The sequence below is a fragment of the Streptococcus sp. HF-100 genome (genome assembly GCF_015594635.1).
In the GTDB taxonomy this organism is placed as follows: Bacteria; Bacillota; Bacilli; order Lactobacillales; family Streptococcaceae; genus Streptococcus; species Streptococcus vaginalis.
In genome coordinates this window covers 1-20,976 of the sequence record NZ_JADNQV010000011.1, presented here as the reverse complement: position 1 = coordinate 20,976, position 20,976 = coordinate 1, and the positions used below count along the sequence as shown (strand labels likewise).

The window sequence follows — 20,976 nt, the reverse complement described above, 5'->3', positions numbered from 1 at the left end:
TAGAAAAGTGCAGAAAAACGATATTTCCTGCACCTCAGAGTTATTCTTGCATAGCATAACCAACACCACGCACGGTTTTTATATAACTTTTTTGCCCCGCTATATCAATTTTACTACGAAGATAGCGAATATAAACATCGACAACATTTGTTTCAACAGCTCCTTCGTATTTCCACACGCGTTCTAACAACTGTTCACGGCTTAAAGCCTGATGACTTCCCATCAATGTTGCTAATAAATCATACTCTCTTCGAGTCAAAGCAATCACTTCTTCACCTCGATAAACTGTATGATTTTGCACATCAATCCGAAGATTCCGATAAGATGTTGGAACTTTCATCTGACTACAATGCTGGTCAATAAAATCACGCCCACGAAAAATGGCAGAAATTTTTTCAACTAAGTCCGTCACAATGAATGGTTCTACCATGTAAGCAACAGCAAAGCGTTGGATTTCCTCAGTATATTGAAGAATATTATCACGATTATCCAATACAATGATGACCGAAGCAGGCTTTATCACACTTAATTGTACGGCAAATTCTGTTCCTGTCATATCGTCAAGCATAAAATTCAACAGGAATAAATCGTATTGATTAGCTCTCGCAGACGCCAAAGCATCTTTTCCTGTTTCAAAAAGATCAACTCGATAACCTTCTTTTTGTAGCTCTAAGCCAATAAATTGCGCTAATTTTTTTTCTTTCTCAACTAATAAAATCCGCTTCGCCATAGCCTATCCTATTTTTCATCATACCAAGAATAGTGGTAAATTCCTTCTTTGTCCTTGCGCTCATACGTATGCGCACCAAAGTAATCGCGTTGCGCTTGAATTAAATTGGCTGGCAAGTTTTCTGCACGATAGCTATCAAAGTAAGCAATCGCACTAGAGAACGTTGGTACCGGCACACCTGCTTGAACAGCCAACGCCACTACATCACGAACAGCTTGTTGGTATTTGGCAGTGACGTCCATAAAATATTCGTCAAGCAGTAAGTTTGCAAGATTTGCATTGCGACTGTATGCATCTGTAATTTTTTGCAAGAAACGAGCACGAATGATACAACCAGCACGCCAAATAGAAGCAATTTCACCAAACGGAAGATTCCAATCCTGTTCTTTAGATGCTACACGCAATTGTGAGAAACCTTGTGCATAAGACATAATTTTCGAGAAGTAGAGGGCTTGACGAATTTTTTCAATCAATTCAGCCTTGTCTCCTTCAAATTTAAATGCAGCTGGTTTTGGAAGAACCTTGCTTGCAGCCACACGTTCATCTTTATAAGCAGAAATATAGCGTGCAAAGACAGACTCTGTAATGAGCGGAAGCGGCACACCAAAGTCAAGAGCTGATTGGCTCGTCCATTTACCAGTTCCTTTATTTCCAGCCGCATCCAAAATGTAATCGACAATCGGCCCATCTTGACCTTCATCATCTTTACGAGTCAAAATATCAGCAGTGATTTCAATCAGATAGCTATCCAACTCACCTTTATTCCATTCTGTAAAGATGTCAGCCATTTCTGCTGCTGAAAATCCAAGTAAGTGTTGCATTAAATCATAGCTTTCCGCAATCAATTGCATATCACCATATTCAATCCCATTGTGAACCATTTTTACATAATGACCTGCACCGTTTGGACCGATGTAAGTCACACATGGCGCACCGTCTTCTGGTGCTTTCGCTGAAATTTCTTCCAATACATCTGCTACTAATTCATAGGCTTCTTTTTGCCCACCAGGCATGATAGACGGTCCTTCAAGCGCACCTTTTTCACCACCGGATACACCTGTTCCGATGAAATTGATTCCTGAATTTGCCAATTCTTCTGAACGACGAATGGTGTCTTTATAAAAAGTATTTCCACCGTCAATCAAGATATCTCCCTTATCAAGGAAAGGTAAAAGTGCCTGAATCGTTGCATCAGTTCCTGGACCAGCTTTGACCATGAGCATAATCCGACGTGGTTTTTCAATAGAATTTACAAAACTTTCCACATCATAACTTGGAACAAAGTTTTTTTCAGGGTGAGATGCAATCACATCTTCTGTTTTATTCGCTGAACGGTTGTAAATTGCTACTGTATAGCCACGAGATTCAATATTAAGGGCAAGGTTACGACCCATGACGGCCATACCAACAACACCAAAATTCGCTTTTGTCATTTTGTACTCCTCTTTTTAGTTTGTTTTATTTTATCATTTTTATGCGTGAAAATAAAGGATTTGTTGTTTTACATGAAACTATTTGCTAGCATAAATAGAAAAACATATAAGTAAAATAATTCTTAGAACCTGTCCCCGCAAAGATAGTTTTGTCAGACGAAGATTCACTTCTCAGTTAATCTAGATAAAAATTTGCAAGAATACTGAATATATGTCAAAAAACTTTAATAATGGACGAGTGACGGAGAATAGTCTTTTATATATGAAAAAGTTGTCTATAAAATACAAGCCCCTATATTTATATATGTGTGCCAATGAATTTACTAGCTAATTGATAAACCTGTCGCTCTGCTTTATTGGTTCCCCACGTCTTGAGTTCCGATTTTACAAGTTCTGGAAATTTTTTACTAATATCTTTTAAAGCATTCCCTACGGACTTTCTTACGTATTCACTAGAGTCTAATCTTAAGTTCGACAATCTTTTTATCGCTTCCTGAGGATTCTCATTAAAATAAGGTCTGCTAGTCCATATTCGTAAACCTTCTGTTACTGCTCTTCTTGTATTTGGCTGTTCTGCATGTAGCCACTCATCAATTATATCTAGAGATTGCTCATATCCAACTCTTTTGCAATACTCATCAAAGGATTTTGCTAGAATTTCCTGAACTCTCCAATTCTTATCTTTCGACACTTCTTCTTTCATAAAATGCAAAACTGCCTTATCATCAGACAAATATCCGAATAAAAAGACAGCATACATCCGAACTTGATATACCTCTGATTGATAAGCTAATTTAGCTAATGCATACACTTCTTTTTCTTCATAGCTTTCAAAATCTAACTGCGCTCTTTTCTCAAATTCTTTAAAACCATTTTTTATTTCAGAAAAATCATGCTCTAATCTTTTTATGTATTTTTGCATATTCTGCTCCTTTTTCCAATAAAAAATATGGCAAACAAAAATTAGATTTCTCACTCCTCATCAAATAGACCTTGCAGGCTTGCAAAAGGACTGTTCTTCTCTTTTTGCTCTTGTTTACTTTGCTGATACTCTTCTTCGGTCATGACCTGCCAATCATTTCCTGAAGGCATGCTATCACTCGCTTCCTCCTCGGCTGTCAGCACTTTAAGAGGGATATGCAATAAAATATTATCTGCCACACTTTCAGCTAGATTGATTTCTTCATTTTCAATCGGCAACACCAAGTCATCCGCTATCAAATCCTGATCTACTTTTCCACTATGCGCATCAGCAAAAACTTCATTTACCAAGTAGCTCTCTTTTTGCTCTACCGGCTCCATGCTGCGACTTGATGCCAGTGTAATGGTATAAGACAAATCATAATCTAAAAAGTAAAGACCGTCCTCATATTGCACTCTTCCACTTGCAAAAATATCTTGGACATTTAAAATTTCAGGATTGCGCACTTGCAATTCTTGTGTCAAATCAAATCCTTGCTCAAAAGCAAGACCATCTGGATTTTTACGAATTTCTTGAATATGTAACATCATTTCCTCATTTGTATTTAAATTTCTAGATTTATTATACCATTTTTGAGATGAGAAATAGGAGAGAAACCATTATTTTGTTATAATAACAATCAAAAGGAGGATTGTGATGGATAATTTAGGTCGTATATTTAAATCTTTCCTAGAAGCTAGACATATTTCCTTGACAGAAGCAACCGGAGGAGAATTTTCAAAGTCTATGCTGTCACGTTTTGAAAATGGTCAGAGTGAGCTTTCTGCTCAAAAATTATTTACAGCTCTTGAAAATATCCACACAGATGTGAAAGAATTTACTCTAGCAGCTCATGAACATCAAAAAAATTCCGAACAACAACTAATTGATACCCTTCAAGAACAGTCTGATAATCCAGATTTTATCGAAGCTTTTTACTTAGAAAAACAAGCTCTATATCAAAAATTCAGAAAAAAAGAAGATATGATTGAAGCTATTATTGTCAAAGGTTTTCTTTGCGCTCTAAAAGATGGAATTACAGCTTCCACAGAGGAAAGTAACTTTCTTCATAATTATCTCTTTTCTGTGGATATTTGGGGGTTGTACGAACTTAAACTTTTCGCCTTTTGTACGACTATTCTCTCCTCAAAACTTTATACACAATATACAAAAGAAATGGTCAACAGAAAAGATTTTTTAGGCTTATTTGAGAGCAATCGTTATACTATTCATACCATTTTTATAAATGGCTTCTTTCTAGCTATTGAATCAAGACACTTTGCAGAAGCTACTTTCTTCGAAAACTGGATTAAAGCTCATTTTTATAAGGAAAATGAAGCCTATCTACGAATCGTTTTTAAATTTGCTCAAGGAGAGCTCCTATTCCTTCAAGGAAATAAAGAAAACGGATTGAAACAAATGAAGCAAGCTGTCCATATCTTGCAACTATTAGATTGCCAGACTAGTGCCGAATACTATCAAAATGGAATCGAAAAGCTTCTCAAAGAAAATTAACTTTTGTTGAATATGTGCAACGTTTTGCTGACGTTGCCTTTTTTCATTTATACTAAAATATATAAAGTTTGCTTGCAAGTTACTTTTCCATATCGTTCACTTACTTAGGATTTATTCCCACTTGCGAAAAGGCTATTGAATTTACTTTTTTGCTTGTTATAATCATTGCAACACATATAGGAGGTTATCATGAGACTTATTTTGAGAAATAAAGTATTTGCTTTTATTAGTCTGTCACGCATATTCAATATTTTGGGCTCTTCCATTTATAATATTGTTTTTGTAGTCTTTGCATCCAGTTTACCAAATCCTAAATTTGCTGTTGGAATTGCTAATTTTATCGTTCTCGTTCCAGTATTTTTCACTATCTTTGTGGGAATGAAAGCTGATCAAACAACCCATAAAGCTCGTTGGCTCATTCACATGGGCTATCTCCAAGCTCTGCTTTTTGTCTTTGTAGCATTTCTAACTCGCTCAACTTCTTATCTAGCTTTTTCTGTCGTTTGTTTGCTAAATATCGTATCAGATATGATTAGTGATTATCGTAGTGGTCTGCAAATGCCTATTTTGAAAAAGAATCTAGTAGAGGAAGAGATGATGCCGGCTTTCTCCCTTATGCAACTAATTGCTTATCTATGCAATCTAGCCGGACAAGCATTAGGAATTTGGCTCTTGGCTGTCAGCAATCAACATTTTGCGCTGGTCGCCTTCATCAATGCCTTAGCTTTCCTACTTTCTTCCACTACTCTTTATTTTGTTCGTCATAAACTCACCCATGACCCAGTCAAAGAAAATGAAAATCCTCTTCCTCTCAAACAACAATTCCTAGAAATGTATCACAGCTCCAAACTAATTTTTGAACAAAACGGAGACAGCCATTTTTTGACTTTACTCTTTCAGATACTAATACTCAATGCACTCGGCGGCTCTATTATGGCCATTTACAATCTTTATTTATTGGATCATCCTTTATTTGGACTTCCTTTCAGTCAATCTCTTCTTATTTTTGAAACAACGATTATTTTAGGAGTTATCTCTGCCAGCCTGACTCCCAATGATTATTTTAGCAAACTTTCCGTCAATAAAATTGCTTTTTGGGCTACTTTATCCATTGCTCTAATTGGCTTCATAAATCTTCTCCAGCTACCTGTTTTCCTTACTATTTTTGCTGTTTTCTTTATCATGTATCTTTCCGGAAAAGTCAATCCCAAAATCAACAGCATGCTTCTTAGCAAACTTCCCTCAGATATCTTAGCACAGACTTCTAACTTTCTGAGTTTGCTGTTTAGTTTTTCTATCCCATTTGGTACCATGATATTTACCAGTCTCGCTATTTGGAATATGAAAGTCACTTGGATTGTGTTTACAATCTGTAGCGTGCTGTCTCTCTTACTCTCATTCCAAAAACAACATAGATAAAGCTATCGTAACTAAAATTTATATGGTGAAATACAAAAAAAGATTGGGACAGACAGTCATGATTGCGGCACAATCATAGTAGTCTATCTCAACCTTTTTACATTTTTCTTAAGCGCTCCACTCGCTCTGAAATCGGCGGATGAGTGTAAAATAGCTTTTGAAGTCCACCTTCTTTTTTCGGATCATTGATATAGAGAGCTGCACTAGCGTCATCAACTTTGTGGTGCATAGGATCGCTATTTTCTAATTTCAAGAGAGCGTTAATCATCCCTTGTGGATTGCGCGTTAATTCCACACTGGAAGCGTCTGCCAAAAATTCACGTTGACGAGAAATCGCCAACTGAACCAAAGTGGCTGCTAAAGGAGCCAAGATAATCGCAACAAGTGACAAAATCAGCATCAGAATTTCCAAACCACTATCATTATCTCGACTATTACGTCTGCGACTGCCACCTCCAAACCACATCATTCGTCCAGCTAGGCTGGATAGCATGGTCACTGCACTAGCAAGTGCTACCGCAATTGTTGAAATTCGAATATCATAATTACGGATATGGCTCACTTCATGTCCAATAACCGCTTCCAGCTCTTCACGATTCATTAGATTTAACAGACCCGTTGTCGCAGCAACTGCTGCATTTTCGGGGTTTGAACCAGTTGCAAAAGCATTGGGCGATGAATCCTCTACAATATACACCCGTGGCATCGGAACTTGTGCTACCATTGCCATATCCTCTACCACATGATAAAGGTCAGGAGCTTCAGCTTCAGTGACTTGTCGCGCACCATTCATAGACATGACAACCTCAGTAGATTGGAAAATCATGCTAAAAGCATAAATACCACCAATGATAAAGGCAATCATCACTCCGCCGAGAGTTGAATCTAGCCATAAATAGCCGACTGCTGCTCCAATAATCGCTAACAAAGCAAAAAAAGCAATTAAGAGAACCCACGTTCGTCTTTTATTACTAGCAATTTGATCAAAGAGCATATTAGTCACCTAGACCGCTAAAATCAACTTTTGGTACAGATTTTTCTTCTTCTGGGACAGCTAAGAAATCTGCCGGCTTAAAGCTAAACATTCCGGCAATAATATTACTTGGAAATGTTTCCAGCTTCACATTGTAATTGCTTGTTACACTATTATAAAGTTGACGAGAATACGAAATTTTATTTTCAGTATTAGTCAATTCTTCTTGCAATTTTACAAAGTTCGCGCTTGCTTTTAACTCTGGGTAATTTTCTGCAACTGCAAAAATACCAGAAATCTGACGCGTCAAGGCATCACTTGCTTTCATAGCCTCTGCTGGCGTTGTAGCAGCTGCAACTTGACGACGAAGCTCTGTTACCTTTTCAAGCGTTGATGCTTCATATTTAGCATACCCTTTGACCGTTTCAATCAAATTTGGCAGCAAATCATTTCGACGTTTTAACTGAACATCAATTTGACTCCACGCTTCTTTGGTTTGCATCCGACTTTTCACTAGACTGTTGTAACTAGCAATCACAAACAATATCAGTACCACAACAATGGCTAAAATAATTATCCACATAGTCATTCTCCTTTAAATTTATTATAGACATTATACCAGAAAAATGAAAAGAATAAAAATTTAGACTTCTTCAAAAGAGAAATTTTACAGATTCTCTTCTGATTATCTGGTATAATAGAAGCAAGAAGATACAAGTAAGGACAAATGATGATACCCGAAGAATTTTATGAACTCTTAAAACAACAGCAGATTGAACTTACAGACCAACAAAAAATGCAATTTGAACACTATTTCGAACTTCTCGTTGAATGGAATGAAAAAATCAATCTGACAGCTATTACTGACAAAAAAGAAGTCTATCTCAAGCATTTCTATGATTCCATTGCGCCAATTTTGCAGGGACGGATTAAAAACCAAAATATCAAACTATTGGATATTGGAGCTGGAGCAGGTTTTCCGAGTCTTCCGATGAAAATCCTCTATCCAGCATTAGATGTAACGATTATTGACTCTCTAAACAAGCGTATTCTGTTTTTAAATCACTTGGCTGATGAGTTAGGTTTGGAAAACGTTCATTTTTATCATGGTCGGGCAGAAGATTTTGCTCAAGATAAAGACTTCCGCGCCCAGTTTGATATTGTCACTGCACGCGCTGTTGCTCGTATGCAGGTCTTAGCCGAGCTGACCATTCCCTTTCTTAAAGTTGGCGGGCGTCTTTTAGCACTCAAAGCCAGCAATGCTCCTGAGGAATTAACAGAAGCAAAAACCGCGCTTAGCCTTCTTTTCAGCAAAGTCGAAGAAAACAGCAGCTATCAACTTCCCAACGGCGACCCACGCTATATCACTATTATTGATAAGAAAAAAGAAACTCCCAATAAATACCCACGCAAAGCAGGAATTCCTAATAAACGGCCGTTATAAAAAGAAAATCCAACCATTTTAATTGGTTGGTTTCGTTTTTATCTGCCAACTTTTCGGCTGCGATGTTGGTAATGCTTATAAAGCGCGGCATAGCGTCCGTGGTATTCTTTCAGCCAAGGCTTATCTCGACCGCAAAAGTGAAGAAAAACGGTATTCTCAATCACCCAATCCAAGTCCCACTCACCTTTACTCCGAGCATAATACAGCACATTGTAGCGTGCATCGTAGTTATACAATTCATCTGGAATCTGAATTGTCAAATGTCCATACAAAGCATTCAGCACATCTTGATCCGGTAAAAAGAGTTTAAAACTGTTTTGAGCAATGTAATCTAAAATAGCTTCACGCTTCACTTCTTTTCGAATAGCGGTCAAATTCATAAGTAAAACTCCTGAATTATAGTAACTTTCTGCCTCAAAATTCTGTAAACGCATCTTATTGACTAAATCTGTCATATTGGCATCTGATCCATGACTAGCCGCAGCGTATAAGGCATTCCCCATCTCTAGTTTGTAAAGAGGACAAATATCATTCAGACATAAAATATCTGCGTCTAGGTAAAGAATTCTGTCTAAGTTTTTAGGAAGGTATTCATGTGCCAGCAAGCGATAGTAGATTGTTTCTGGATACCGATCAGTGCTGGGGGCGTCCTCAAATGCTTTTTCCCCAATCACGACTGGTTCATAGATGATCCCTAGTGCCTCACAAAATTCCTCAATCTCCACATTCCTTTTTAACAATTTTTTTTGCAAAACAAACAAATGCAGCAAAGCTGACGGTGAATTTAGGTAAACGGAATACAAGGTTGTTTTAAATTGCTCGACATAGCGATCATCGATTGAAAACAAAAGGTTTATTTCTGTCATATTCTCCCCATTCTATCTCATCTATTCTTCTCGAAAAACAGGCTGCGCTCCAAACGTTTGTGAAACAGGCATGATTTCAATCCGGTTAATATTAACATGAGGAGGCTGTCCAACAATCCAAGCAACAGTATTGGCAATATCAACTGGCTGAATAGCATGAGCTCCCTCATACAATTTTCCAGCTCGTTGATCGTCCCCTTTAAATCGAACAGTTGAAAATTCTGTTCCCTCACAAAGACCGGGTTCAATGTTAGTAACACGAATATGATGCCCTGCCAAATCAGCACGTAAATTCAAAGAAAATTGCTTCACGAATGCTTTACTAGCTCCGTAGACGTTGGCACCTGGATAAGGAACCGTTCCAGCAGTCGAACCTAGATTGATAATCAATCCACTATCTCGCTCTACCATTTGCGGTAGGATCTGACGTGTTAGATAAACCAAACCAACAATATTGGTCTGAATCATCGTCAGCCAATCTTGCATATCTGCCTCATAAGCCTTGTCTAAGCCCAATGCCAGACCTGCATTATTGACCAAAATATCAATCGTTCGCCAATCCTCCGGCAAACTTTCTAAAGTCTGATCCACACTTTTTGTATCTGACACATCCATTTGAAGCGGATAAAAATTTTCAAAACCCAACTCCTCTTGAAGTTGTGTCAGCTTTTCCAATCTTCTCGCTGCTCCAATCACTCGGTGACCTTCTGCCACCAAGCGACGACAAATAGCTTCACCAAAACCAGCTGAAGCTCCTGTTACCAATGCAATCATTTTCTTCCTCCTATGTACATTTCAATTTTCGTTTATAGCCAAGGATTGTAAAAGCGACCGTGATTAACAAAAAAGAGTAAAAAACTGAGTAGTAAAAATAAAATAGCCAGCAAAATCACTTCAATATCCAATCTCTGAAAAGCCTGATAAGTGTACCAAGTCCGCTTCTTATTTTTACCAAAACGGCGCAATTCCATGGCTGTCGCAATCGTATCAATCCGCTCCAGCGAGCTAAAAATCAATGGAATAATGATTTGCAGGTTCCCTTTGATACGCTGGCTTAATTTTGCTTTTTTGGACAATTCCAAGCCACGCGCTTCTTGCGACATTCTGATCAGGTAAAATTCCTCCTGCAGGTCAGGAATATAGCGCAGCGTCAAACTGACAGAATAGGCAATTTTATAAGGAATTCCGATTTGATTCAAACTGGATGCAAACTGACTGGGATGAGTGGTCATCAGAAAAATAACCGCCAAAGGAATGGTGCAGAGATATTTTAAGAACAAATTAAACAAATAAAAGATTTCCTGCGCAGTCACGGTATAACTGCCTAATCCGCTGAACCAGACCGTCTGTTGGCCATAAATCTCCACTCCGTACTGAGGAGCAAACAGATAAACCATGATAAGATTCAAAGCGGCAAAAATACCTGCAAAAGCCAAAACAAACGATACATCTTTAAAATGAATGTTCGAAACTCTAAAAAGAAAGAGTGAGCCAATCGCAATGACCAACAGCAAGCGAGTATCGTAACTAATCATCGCTGCAGTTGATACCAAAATGAAAAACAGTAATTTACTCGCTCCAGATAAGCGATGCAAAAAGGTTGTTCCCGCATGGTAACCAATAAGTTTTTGCTGATTAAGCATGGCTTTCCCTCCTTTCTTGCATGTAAAATTCTGTTAAAGCGAGTGGATCAACGTTTAATTTCTCAGCCAAGGAAAAGATAGACGTTTCCTTAAGATTCGCCACATGAATCAAAGTCTTATCTGTCAAAACTTCGGCCGGTGTTTTGTCTGCCAAGATCTTTCCGTCTAACATCACAACCGCACGGTCAGAATAATCCAGCATCAGCTGCATATCATGCGTAATCATGATAATCGTATGCCCTTTTTGGTTCAACTCATCTAAGAAATTCATGATTTCTGTATAATTGCGTTGATCTTGGCCAGCCGTTGGCTCATCTAAAAGGATAATCTCTGGATTTAACACTAAAATCGAAGCAATGGTCACCCGCTTCTTTTGCCCAAAAGACAGAGCAGAAATGGGCCAATGCCGAAATTCATATAAACCACAGGTTTTCAGCACAGCCAATACACGCTCTTTTATCTCATCTTCTGCAATCCCACGCAACTTCAAGCCCAAGGCAACCTCATCAAAAATCATGGTCGTAGAAATCATCTGATTTGGGTTTTGCAAAACGTAACCAATCCGTTCTGCCCGCTCCTTAATGGAATCGCCTTTGATGTCTCTTCCCTGCCAAGTATAGCTTCCTTCTGTTGCGATAAACTGGCAGAGCGCTTTAGCTAACGTGGATTTTCCAGCACCGTTTTTACCAACAATGGCAATTTTTTCTCCTTTAGAGATTGTAAAATCAATATCTTGTAAAACCTTTTTCTCACCGTACGCAAAGTGGACATTTTTCAACTCCAGCAAATCATCCTGGGCTTGTGATTTTTGAATAGAAACTTTTTCACCTGAAAACTGAACAGCGGAGACATCTATCTGAGCTAAATTTGCCAACTGTGCAGAATTTTCTAGCTGAAAACCAAGCTGACGCAAGGTGGTCAGATAAAGCGGCTCTCGAATCCCATTTTCGGCTAATAACTGCGTATGTAGCAGGTCATCAGGACTGCCGTTAAAGAGAATTTGCCCGTCATTAATGAGGACAATCCGATCAATAGACCGATACAGCACATCTTCCAGACGGTGCTCGATAACAATCGTTGTCGTTCCTGCTTCCGCATGGATCTGATCAATCAGCTCAATCGTATCCTGTCCCGACTTCGGATCTAAATTTGCCAAAGGCTCATCAAAGAGCAAAATCGGACTTTCATCAATCAGCACCCCAGCCAAACTGACCCGCTGCTTCTGCCCACCAGATAAGTCTTGAGGACGTTGGTGTAACAGCGATAACAAATCCAATTTCTCTGCCCACAAATGAACCTTTTCTCTCATCGTTGGCAAATTAACCATGTCATTTTCCAAAGCAAAAGCCAAATCTTCCGCGACACTCAGCCCGATAAATTGACCGTCTGTATCTTGCAAGACGGTACTGACAAGGTTGGACAGGTCATAAATACTGCTGCCAAACGCAGACTTCCCTTGAATCCACAGATTCCCAGTCATTTCTCCATGATAAATAGTTGGAATAATGCCGTTTAAGCATTGCCCAAGAGTGGACTTTCCCGAACCAGAAGGGCCGACTATCAAGACCTTTTCGCCCTCATAAATCGTCAAATCAACATTTTTCAAGGTTGGTTCTGTCTGCGCTTGATACTGAAAACTAAAGTTTTCAAATTGAATAATTGGTTTTTTCATAGCATGTTCTCTATAAAGCAAGGGCAATTTGCATTGCCAAGTTAGCCACTTTGTCTTTTTCATCTAGGTCTGCATGATTGGCTAAATTGCGCATATCCCAGGCTTCTTCTGACAAGTGATCCGCCGCATAAAAGAAATGGCAAACGGAAATCTCACGAAAAGCTGCCAAAGCTGCAACTGCTGAACATTCCATGTCTACACAAACAGCACCCATTTCTTTTCGCTTACGGAGTTTCGCAGCCGTTTCCCGATAAATGCCGTCTGTCGTCCAAACTTTTCCAACTGTATGAGAAATTCCTTTAGCAGCTAAAAATGACCGTAAAAAATCCCGCAAACCGACATTTACTTCTATCTCATCAGAAGCCGGCAGGTAATGATAACTGGTCCCTTCATCACGAATAGCCGCATGAGGAACAATGATAGACGTTTCCCTAATCGTTTCATCTAAAACACCACATGTTCCAAAAAGAACCAGCTTCTTCATTCCAAAGGCAATCAAATCTTCCAAAATAGCGATACAGGCAGCCGCCCCTACTGGTGAATTAAACACGGCGATTGCCTTACCTTTTATAACAACCTTGTAAATGGGAATCTCAATATTTGCCATGGAAGTGGAGGTCAATAACTCATGCTGAAAATCAGCCAGCATGCGCTTAAAGGTCTCACGGGCAAAGCAAGACACCACTATTTCTGGAAAATCTGGCAACGCCTCAACCAAATCTTCTGGATTGATAATCGCCTGACGGTTTTCATCAAATTCCTCTAAAATCATCCACTTCTCCTCTTGTACTTACTCATTCTATTGTAGCATAAAAGAAAATAAGATGAAAATCAATTTTGAAGTCCGCGAACACTGTCGCAAAATTAAACCTTGAACGTGAAAAAATCTGACCAAACAAGAAGCGTTCAGCTTCTTGCCGACCCTACACGGTTACTGAGAAAGTGCGGCAATGGTTAAAATAGTCGACCCGGTCGACGGAGTAAACCAAAACTCATTGAAACTATCAACTTGGTCGACGGGACAAACAAGAACTCGTTTCTTCTGTCCGACCCTCGGACGATATGAACCAAAACCAGTTTGCTCCGTCTGAGCCTCGGATGACATGAACCAAAACTAGTTTACCCCGTCTGACCCTCGGACGATATGAACCAAAATCAGTTTGCTCCGTCTGACCCTCGGACGACATGCACCAAAACCAGTTCGCTCCATCTGAGCCTCAGAAAGCTTACCCAGACAATATTTTCCGTATTAGGTGCTTTCTTAAGCCTAAAAGCAAATGAAAAGCTCCATCATAGGGCATTTTGCCATTATAAAGTAAGGCAGGGAGCATATTGTCCCTGCCTCTGTATCCTAATAATGAACTGTTTCTCTCCCAAAGGAGTTCCACCCTCTTTTATTCAGAATCTTCCATTTCCATATCAATCTTATCTCGTCGGTGTTGATTGTATTTATTTAAAAACCAATTGAACACACCCAGCACTAACAGATAGGTTATAAAACTTCCAAATAGAAATAGGATAAAATCACTCGTCGGACGATTTTTATAATGCAATTCACCAAAATGGTAATGATAATACCCACTGAGAATTGTCAGCAAGAATGATTGGAATAATGTCGTCAAAATTCCCAAGCTCTTTTCAACAATTCTTTCTCTCCACAATACAAAGTAACAAATACTCCCAGCAATCAAAACCGCTGCTAATTCATCAACATAACCTTCTATTGGAGAATTCAGAAAGAAAAATTTGATACTGATTGCAATTATCAAAAATACAAGTAAAAATCGAAACGCATAGGCTTCAGCCTTGTATGTCCCTTGCCGAATACGCTCGTCCTTTTCGCCACCAAAATAATCCTTTATTTTGCTCATGATACATCTCCTTTCAGGATTCATCTTCTAAGTCCGCTAAATATTTCTCAAATCGCACCTTCTGCCATTTTCCAACAACTTCTAGTATCAGATTGAACACTATCATAATCGGAAGGTAAATCAGAAACGTAATCGGAATCACAACTAAAAACTTGGCATGTAATGGATTATTCTGATAAATAGCATGATTGACTTGAAAATTCTGCACCAAAATCACAACCGTTACCAAAGCCGTCATTGCCATAACACCCCAAATAGTGAAGGTAAAACTATTGAAATAATTGGCTCCTAGCCGCCGGCAACGCTCTAAAAAGTATAGGAATGCAATGAGACTTGAGAACAGGAATAGCTGTGTATAGACCTTGCCCGAATGGATAAAAATACTTCCAATATAAAAGATAAGATTACTAGTTATCAGAAAACTAAAAGCTTCCATTCCAGCTTTATTGACCAATTGCTCTTCTCGCTCATCTAAAATCTGACGTTTAATGAAGTTCATGATTACTCCTCCCAAAATAATTGATCTAATGTTTTATCCAATCGTTTACAAATTGCAATACAGAGACCGAGACTAGGATTGTATTTCCCCGCTTCAATCAAACCAATCGTTTGTCGCGTGACACCAATCGCATCTGCCAAATCCCCCTGAGTCAAATCATGCTCAACCCGAGCCATTTTTAGTCTAAGATTTTTTGCCATTCTCTTTATCCTCTGAGTCAGAATCATTTTTCTTTGTAGCGTGCAGAATGAAATCATGGGTTAAGCAACTAAAACCGAGACTCCTGAAAATAAAAATCTCTTGCTTTTTGAATCATTTTCATGATCCACTCTCTTTCTTCACTACTATTATACACTATATTATATAAAATGCAATATATAAATTACATTTTGTTTGATATTTTATTAAAATTAAAAATAAAAAAGCTGGAACAAACATCTCCAGCTTCAAAGCATACTGTGCAATAAACCAACAACGCAGTGGTAAGAGTAGGAAGAAACATTTTCAAACCTTCACTCCGTCTCACTCCCGCTTCATGTCACTAATCTTTTTTCAAACTTCCTGATTTGGTTTGCGTGCGGGCATAAGCTAGCAAAAGCACTGTTCCTGCAATAGCAACCGTCAAACCATTAGAAATCGTTGCAACAACGCCCTGTACAAACACCTTGTTTGCAGGCTCATTGTAAATCAAAATATCACCTAGCGGCGCAATGACAATCCACACCACAGCATTGGCCAACAGTTGAATTACATTGAACGATACAATATCTTTTGCTTCAAAAATACCTTGCGTAACACGGAGTCTTTTCCGAAACAGCCCAATAATCAAACCAAACAAACCGCTGGCAATGACCCATGACCACCAAGGATTTCCATATTGCAAAGAGTCTTTTAGGGCATGCCCGATGAAGCCCGTTAAAAATCCAACAACCGGACCAAAAATCACACTAAACAAGGCCTGCAAAGCATACTGCAATTGAATGCTGGTATTTGGCACAGGAGTTGGAATACTAATCATTCCGATAACGACGAAGAGGGCTGCTCCAATCCCCGTTGCGACAACACTTCTTATTGAATTATTTTTCATAATAATCTCCTTTATTATTTATTTTTCAATCCGCTTGATTTCAATACTCCATTGCGCTCCGACTCCTACATTATAGGCCTTCGCAAAAGACCCCTGATTGATAGCCAGACCAACACGATAAAGAGAATTGATATACAAAATCGGCTGACCAATCCGTACATCCGCAAAAGATTTCCCATAAGTCACCTGATTCTGATAGACCAGCATATCGTTATTATAAATCGTGACCTCAAACCGATTACCAAATTCAGGACTAAGAGTATAAAATTCCTCACGTGTAATAGACGTCCATAGCGAACCAAAACGAACATCTAAAATATCAATAGCCCCACTAACAAAATCATTCCCAATTGTCGTTTCCACAACAGGAATTTCTACAATTTCATCTATACTTAATTCTGGGCCCACTTCTTCAAAAGTAATGTGTCCGCTTGCTAACTTCGCACCAGTATAAGCATAAACATCACGACCATGAAACGTATAAGAATGCTCCGTATTTTTTCGGCGATTTTCCACCTCCGAAATCTCACGAATCGCTAGAATTCCCACATGTTTCTTGATAAAAGAAAGTGTCCCGTTATTTGGCGTGACAATATACTGATTTTGTACAGTTTTGGCAACCACGCTTTTCCGCTTCGAACCAACGCCTGGATCCACAACGGAGACAAACGTTGTCCCTTCCGGCCAATAATTCACCGTTTGAAACAAACGATAGCTTCCCTCAAAAATATTATAAGGCGTAATATCATGAGTCAAATGATGTATTTTTAACGTTGGGGATTCCTCTAAGGCCACACCGACCATTGCCGATACAGCCCCATCTACCAAACCAAAATCTGACTGTAATACCAGTAAATTATTCTGCATTTTCTCTCCTTTATTACACCTATATCATAACATAAATTAAATTTCTTATCCATATCTATTTTTTATCACGTTGATAAATACTCTCTATAGCTATTTGCCCATATCCCCCAATAACTAAATACCGAATAGCTACTTTAACAAAAAATGTCATTCTAATTCAAAGTTGGAACAAATCTCTAATATTAAAAAATAACATTAACCCGTGGTGCTAGTTAACCTCAAAACAACAATAAAAAGCCCAAAAGGACTATACTGTAAGTGACGAAACAAACAGGAGGTTATCCAAATGAGCCACTTACAGTATACCGCTAAATCCCATCATTTACAATGGAATATGAAGCAATTATCAAAAATTTGTCATCAGCTTTATCGGGATTATTGCCCTGATTCATTGAAACATCGTCATAATGTCAGCCTGTCAAAAGTTTCGGATGAATCTCTATTAGTCTTACTGCTCTTGCAAGCTGAACTAGGAATCAAATCTCAACGTCATTTTCACCGAATCTGCCAACTATTTCCCTGTGGCCGACTGCTGGAAAGAAGTCGCTTCAATCGTCGTTCAAGGCAGTTGATTTGGTTGCTACAACTCATTCGACAGGCGATGAATAACCAAATCTCCTCCGATACGATTGCCATCGTAGACAGTTTTCCCCTACCACTTTGTCAGTCTGTTCGTAACCATAGAGCAAGTATTTTCGAAGGATTGGCAGACATTGGCTACAATGCGTCAAAACACTTATGGTTCTATGGTTTCAAAGTTCACATACTCGTTACCTTATCTGGTCATATTCTGAACTATATTGTCACGTCAGCTTCTGTTCATGATATCAAAGTGGTGGAGGATTTATTGGAAGGCTGCCAACAATCTGTGATTTTAGCAGATTTAGGGTATCTCAGCCAGGCTCTTAAAGATCGGTTGAAACAGAGAGGGTATCATTTATGGACGCCCTTACGTCAGAATATGGGAAGCGCGAGCCAGCATAACAACTGGAGATTATTGGCTATGCGGCGAACCATTAAAACGCGCTTTTCTGAGTTATGTGCTCTCTTTGATATGGAACACACCTTTGCCAGAGGAGTAGCTGGACTACAGTTGAGGATTGAACAAATCCTATTGACTTATAATTTGAGCTATTTTGAACTTAACTAGCACCACGGGTAACATTACTATTAAAATATAATAATTTCTAACATAATATTTATAAAATTTCAGATCTCTCCAGAATGTAACATATGATTCAAGAAATTGATAACAAATCAGCCAGCGACATTTGAATATAAAAAAGAAAAGCAAATTGTTTCACCTCTATTTCAATATTCGCTGGCATCTCCCCGCTACAATTATATTGAACAAAAAGAAAAATAGCCTGAGACAAAAGTGTTTTAACTTACTCTAACAATCAGAGTTCCGTTCGCTAATAGTCTCTGCTTTTTAGTTTTAAGGGCTTCGTTTGTTATATTTCAGTAGGTTATTGGCCATGAGAACCAAGCCCATGTCAATTTTAACCTGACGTCTGCCTCTGAGATTACATCGTTTGTACCCCAAACAAGCCTTTATCTGACCAAAGACAGGTTCCACATCAACTTTACGTTGGGCAAACATCCGACTGCCTTCGTCAGATAAAAGCGCTTGGCTTTCTTTTCGTTTTAAGACTTGATATCGCTCATTGACGTAAAGTCCCTTTTGCGGAGTCAAGTCAGGTTGTTCTGCCTTATAAACCCTAATTTCCTGCTTGAAACCTGTCGTGGTATGGCTGTGTTTGAGGTGGTCAAATTGGTATACCCAACCCTCTGGATGGGTGTAGGAATCAGCTGTTCCATCGTAAGTCTAGTTAGCCAAATTCCTATCAGATTCTTTGTGTCTTTTCTTCTGTTCCTTGTCAAAAAGACCATATTTAATCAAATGGTCAACGCCCATCCTATCCAAGGTGAGAAGATTCTCCTCGCCGCCGTATCCCGCATCGGCGACAACCCTTTTTAACTCATGTGGATATGTTTCTAAAAAAGGCAAGAGCGTTCTGGTATCTGTTGGATTTGGATAGATGTCATAGTGAAGGACGAACTAATTTTCAGTGGCGATTTGTAGGTTGTAGCCAGGTTTGAGTTGTCCATTTCTCATAGGATCTTCTTTCATTCTCATGAAAGTCGCATCATGATCCGTCTTAGAAAAACTCTTTCGACCTTGGAAGGTCTCTTGATAAATCTCACATTTTTCGGCCCGCACTGAAAAGTCATCCTTGACTTTACGCAGGACTTTCTTGAGCTTGCGGCGTTTGGTCTTACGATCGTCCTTACCTTTAACTGGTGTTTCCTCAATGTCTTGGCTCAGTCCAGCCAATTCTTCTTCAAGAAGTTGAGCGAACTCAGTCAACTGTTCTGAGGAGATGGGCTCTTGTGTATCCAGTTCAATGGCTTGATGGATAAGAGGCGTGATTTCTTCTTGGAAATAGACCTGCATCTGTTCTTGAAGTTTAGCGGAGAATCTCTCTGTCGCTTTCTTCCAAACGAAGCTGTACTTATTGACGTTGGCCTCAATCTTAGTGCCATCAATGTAGAGACCATCAAGTGTTACCAACTTTTCCATTTTCAACTGAAGATTGAGCTCGATAAAGAGTTCTCGCAGCAGATTTTCCATCCCGGCAGCTACACGGAAACGGTTGATGGTCCGGTAGCTGATAACCAACTGCCCTGTCAAGTACTGCATGGCTAGATTTTCTGCTATCATCTTTTCAATCTTACAACCAGAGAAACTTCCTTGGGAATAAGCAAAGAGGAGGGCAGACAGAAGTAACTTTGGGTGATAGGAAGGGCGACCAAAATCATGTAGAAAGACTGAAACTGACCGTCTTCTAGTGCATTGACGACCTTTTCGATAGTGAAGACGATGTGCCCTTGGGGCAAGACACAAGCAAGTTCTAGTGGCAAAGTTGTCTGATTTGTGCTATAGTGAATGTGCATGAGATAGCCTTTCTAATATTTTCTAGACAACTATATTTTACCAAGACTATCGCAACCATGAAAAAAGCAACGGCAAAACCGTTGCTTTTTTTGATAGAATCGAGACATTTTTGTCCCAGGCTCCAGATGTTAAAAACTAACACCTATTTCATCTAATATCAAATAAAATATCGGGAAGACAGGATTCGAACCTGCGACACCTTGGTCCCAAACCAAGTACTCTACCAAGCTGAGCTACTTCCCGTATGGATAGAAAAAATGAAGTCCTAGGAGACTTCTTTTCTATGCACCCTAGAGGAGTCGAACCTCTAACCGCCTGATTCGTAGTCAGGTACTCTATCCAGTTGAGCTAAGGGTGCTCTTTCTCATGCCGAGGACCGGAATCGAACCGGTACGATTGTTTCCAATCGCAGAATTTTAAGTCCTGTGCGTCTGCCAGTTCCGCCACCCCGGCTTCCTCAAGCGAACGACGGGGTTCGAACCCGCGACCCCCACCTTGGCAAGGTGATGTTCTACCACTGAACTACGTTCGCATTCGCTTCTTTCCTTTAATGCCGGCTACATGACTTGAACACGCGACCCTCTGATTACAAATCAGATGCTCTACCAACTGAGCTAAGCCGGCTTATCTCCTATGCGGGTGAAGGGACTTGAACCCCCACGCCGTTAAGCGCCAGATCCTAAATCTGGTGCGTCTGCCAATTCCGCCACACCCGCCTGTGACTATGACCCGTACTGGGCTCGAACCAGTGACCCTTTGATTAAAAGTCAAATGCTCTACCAACTGAGCTAACGAGTCTTTCTAATGTATCTCTATACACTAAAACGGTCCCGACGGGAATCGAACCCGCGATCTTCGCCGTGACAGGGCGACGTGATAACCGCTACACTACGGGACCTATTAAGCCTTTCCGCTTAAAGAAATGGGAGTTAACGGGATCGAACCGCTGACCCTCTGCTTGTAAGGCAGATGCTCTCCCAGCTGAGCTAAACTCCCAAAAAGGAAGTATCTCTACTTCCTATCCTTGCTAAGCGACT

General features: G+C 39.4%; 20 protein-coding genes, 9 tRNA genes and 1 pseudogene. 4 read left to right on the top strand and 26 right to left on the bottom strand.

Annotated features, from left to right (window positions below; all coding sequences use genetic code 11):
• Positions 1-40: 40 nt before the first annotated feature.
• The 4 genes from IYQ23_RS09115 to IYQ23_RS09100 form a co-directional block, all read right to left on the bottom strand.
• Entirely contained in the window at positions 41-730 is a 690-nt protein-coding gene (locus IYQ23_RS09115) for a response regulator transcription factor (RefSeq protein ID WP_195674703.1), read from the bottom strand.
• 8 nt (positions 731-738) lie between these two features.
• Positions 739-2,163: an NADP-dependent phosphogluconate dehydrogenase gene (gndA, locus tag IYQ23_RS09110; protein WP_151379988.1), complete on the bottom strand. Its 1,425-nt coding sequence runs from the start codon at positions 2,161-2,163 to the stop codon at positions 739-741.
• Between the two features lie 298 nt (positions 2,164-2,461).
• The gene (locus tag IYQ23_RS09105) at positions 2,462-3,085 is read right to left on the bottom strand and encodes a DNA alkylation repair protein (protein WP_195674702.1); all 624 of its coding nucleotides are present in this window, start codon (positions 3,083-3,085) and stop codon (positions 2,462-2,464) included.
• Between the two features lie 50 nt (positions 3,086-3,135).
• On the bottom strand, positions 3,136-3,672 hold the full coding sequence (locus IYQ23_RS09100; protein ID WP_195674712.1) for a DUF177 domain-containing protein: 537 nt from the start codon (positions 3,670-3,672) through the stop codon (positions 3,136-3,138).
• A gap of 109 nt (positions 3,673-3,781) precedes the next feature.
• Between IYQ23_RS09100 and IYQ23_RS09095 the strand changes: the two genes are divergently transcribed.
• Together IYQ23_RS09095 and IYQ23_RS09090 are read left to right on the top strand one after the other, a co-directional pair.
• A complete protein-coding gene (locus tag IYQ23_RS09095) occupies positions 3,782-4,639 on the top strand; it encodes an Rgg/GadR/MutR family transcriptional regulator (protein ID WP_195674701.1) in 858 nt (285 codons plus the stop codon).
• A gap of 189 nt (positions 4,640-4,828) precedes the next feature.
• The gene (locus tag IYQ23_RS09090; RefSeq protein ID WP_195674700.1) at positions 4,829-6,058 is read left to right on the top strand and encodes a transporter; all 1,230 of its coding nucleotides are present in this window, start codon (positions 4,829-4,831) and stop codon (positions 6,056-6,058) included.
• Between the two features lie 97 nt (positions 6,059-6,155).
• Here the strand turns inward: IYQ23_RS09090 and htpX are convergent, their stop codons facing one another.
• Positions 6,156-7,052 carry a zinc metalloprotease HtpX gene (gene htpX, locus IYQ23_RS09085; protein ID WP_195674699.1) on the bottom strand — a complete coding sequence of 299 codons (897 nt, stop codon included), beginning with the start codon at positions 7,050-7,052 and terminating at the stop codon, positions 6,156-6,158.
• A gap of 1 nt (position 7,053) precedes the next feature.
• Positions 7,054-7,614 carry a LemA family protein gene (locus IYQ23_RS09080; RefSeq protein WP_195674698.1) on the bottom strand — a complete coding sequence of 187 codons (561 nt, stop codon included), beginning with the start codon at positions 7,612-7,614 and terminating at the stop codon, positions 7,054-7,056.
• A 147-nt stretch (positions 7,615-7,761) separates the two neighbouring features.
• Between IYQ23_RS09080 and rsmG the strand changes: the two genes are divergently transcribed.
• The gene (rsmG, locus tag IYQ23_RS09075) at positions 7,762-8,475 is read left to right on the top strand and encodes a 16S rRNA (guanine(527)-N(7))-methyltransferase RsmG (RefSeq protein ID WP_195674711.1); all 714 of its coding nucleotides are present in this window, start codon (positions 7,762-7,764) and stop codon (positions 8,473-8,475) included.
• A 38-nt stretch (positions 8,476-8,513) separates the two neighbouring features.
• On the opposite strand, the gene IYQ23_RS09070 is transcribed toward rsmG, so the two are convergent.
• The 10 genes from IYQ23_RS09070 to IYQ23_RS09025 form a co-directional block, all read right to left on the bottom strand.
• The gene (locus IYQ23_RS09070; RefSeq protein ID WP_195674697.1) at positions 8,514-9,341 is read right to left on the bottom strand and encodes a glycosyltransferase family 8 protein; all 828 of its coding nucleotides are present in this window, start codon (positions 9,339-9,341) and stop codon (positions 8,514-8,516) included.
• A gap of 21 nt (positions 9,342-9,362) precedes the next feature.
• Complete coding sequence (locus IYQ23_RS09065) at positions 9,363-10,115, bottom strand: SDR family oxidoreductase (RefSeq protein ID WP_195674696.1); 753 nt, start codon at positions 10,113-10,115, stop codon at positions 9,363-9,365.
• 32 nt (positions 10,116-10,147) lie between these two features.
• Positions 10,148-10,984: an energy-coupling factor transporter transmembrane component T family protein gene (locus tag IYQ23_RS09060; protein WP_106083241.1), complete on the bottom strand. Its 837-nt coding sequence runs from the start codon at positions 10,982-10,984 to the stop codon at positions 10,148-10,150.
• A complete protein-coding gene (locus IYQ23_RS09055; protein ID WP_195674695.1) occupies positions 10,977-12,656 on the bottom strand; it encodes an ABC transporter ATP-binding protein in 1,680 nt (559 codons plus the stop codon). The genes IYQ23_RS09060 and IYQ23_RS09055 overlap by 8 nt, the downstream gene beginning before the upstream one ends.
• Before the next feature lie 10 nt (positions 12,657-12,666).
• A complete protein-coding gene (locus IYQ23_RS09050) occupies positions 12,667-13,428 on the bottom strand; it encodes a nucleoside phosphorylase (RefSeq protein WP_117644209.1) in 762 nt (253 codons plus the stop codon).
• A 622-nt stretch (positions 13,429-14,050) separates the two neighbouring features.
• Positions 14,051-14,527 carry a DUF6773 family protein gene (locus IYQ23_RS09045; RefSeq protein ID WP_003038531.1) on the bottom strand — a complete coding sequence of 159 codons (477 nt, stop codon included), beginning with the start codon at positions 14,525-14,527 and terminating at the stop codon, positions 14,051-14,053.
• A 13-nt stretch (positions 14,528-14,540) separates the two neighbouring features.
• A complete protein-coding gene (locus IYQ23_RS09040; RefSeq protein WP_195673345.1) occupies positions 14,541-15,026 on the bottom strand; it encodes a DUF6773 family protein in 486 nt (161 codons plus the stop codon).
• Between the two features lie 2 nt (positions 15,027-15,028).
• Positions 15,029-15,226 (bottom strand): helix-turn-helix transcriptional regulator, encoded by a 198-nt coding sequence (locus IYQ23_RS09035; protein WP_106079407.1) that lies wholly within the window; start codon positions 15,224-15,226, stop codon positions 15,029-15,031.
• A gap of 341 nt (positions 15,227-15,567) precedes the next feature.
• Positions 15,568-16,116, bottom strand: coding sequence for an ECF-type riboflavin transporter substrate-binding protein (locus tag IYQ23_RS09030; RefSeq protein ID WP_324253126.1), 549 nt, complete (start codon positions 16,114-16,116; stop codon positions 15,568-15,570).
• A gap of 15 nt (positions 16,117-16,131) precedes the next feature.
• Entirely contained in the window at positions 16,132-16,980 is an 849-nt protein-coding gene (locus tag IYQ23_RS09025; protein WP_021001990.1) for an SAM hydrolase/SAM-dependent halogenase family protein, read from the bottom strand.
• A 286-nt stretch (positions 16,981-17,266) separates the two neighbouring features.
• Between IYQ23_RS09025 and IYQ23_RS09020 the strand changes: the two genes are divergently transcribed.
• On the top strand, positions 17,267-18,130 hold the full coding sequence (locus tag IYQ23_RS09020; protein WP_195674694.1) for an IS982 family transposase: 864 nt from the start codon (positions 17,267-17,269) through the stop codon (positions 18,128-18,130).
• Between the two features lie 288 nt (positions 18,131-18,418).
• Here IYQ23_RS09020 and IYQ23_RS09755 read toward each other — a convergent pair.
• From IYQ23_RS09755 to IYQ23_RS08970, 10 genes and pseudogenes are all read right to left on the bottom strand, one after another.
• Positions 18,419-19,938: pseudogene (locus IYQ23_RS09755) on the bottom strand (IS1182 family transposase).
• Between the two features lie 170 nt (positions 19,939-20,108).
• Positions 20,109-20,182 (bottom strand) — tRNA-Pro (locus IYQ23_RS09010).
• A 41-nt stretch (positions 20,183-20,223) separates the two neighbouring features.
• A tRNA-Arg gene (locus IYQ23_RS09005) sits at positions 20,224-20,297 on the bottom strand.
• Between the two features lie 9 nt (positions 20,298-20,306).
• Positions 20,307-20,392: transfer RNA gene (locus IYQ23_RS09000), tRNA-Leu, on the bottom strand.
• A 7-nt stretch (positions 20,393-20,399) separates the two neighbouring features.
• Positions 20,400-20,471 (bottom strand) — tRNA-Gly (locus IYQ23_RS08995).
• 19 nt (positions 20,472-20,490) lie between these two features.
• Positions 20,491-20,563: transfer RNA gene (locus IYQ23_RS08990), tRNA-Thr, on the bottom strand.
• A 10-nt stretch (positions 20,564-20,573) separates the two neighbouring features.
• A tRNA-Leu gene (locus IYQ23_RS08985) sits at positions 20,574-20,655 on the bottom strand.
• A 9-nt stretch (positions 20,656-20,664) separates the two neighbouring features.
• Positions 20,665-20,737 (bottom strand) — tRNA-Lys (locus tag IYQ23_RS08980).
• A 27-nt stretch (positions 20,738-20,764) separates the two neighbouring features.
• Positions 20,765-20,837, bottom strand: a tRNA-Asp gene (locus IYQ23_RS08975).
• Between the two features lie 25 nt (positions 20,838-20,862).
• Positions 20,863-20,935, bottom strand: a tRNA-Val gene (locus tag IYQ23_RS08970).
• Positions 20,936-20,976: the final 41 nt, after the last annotated feature.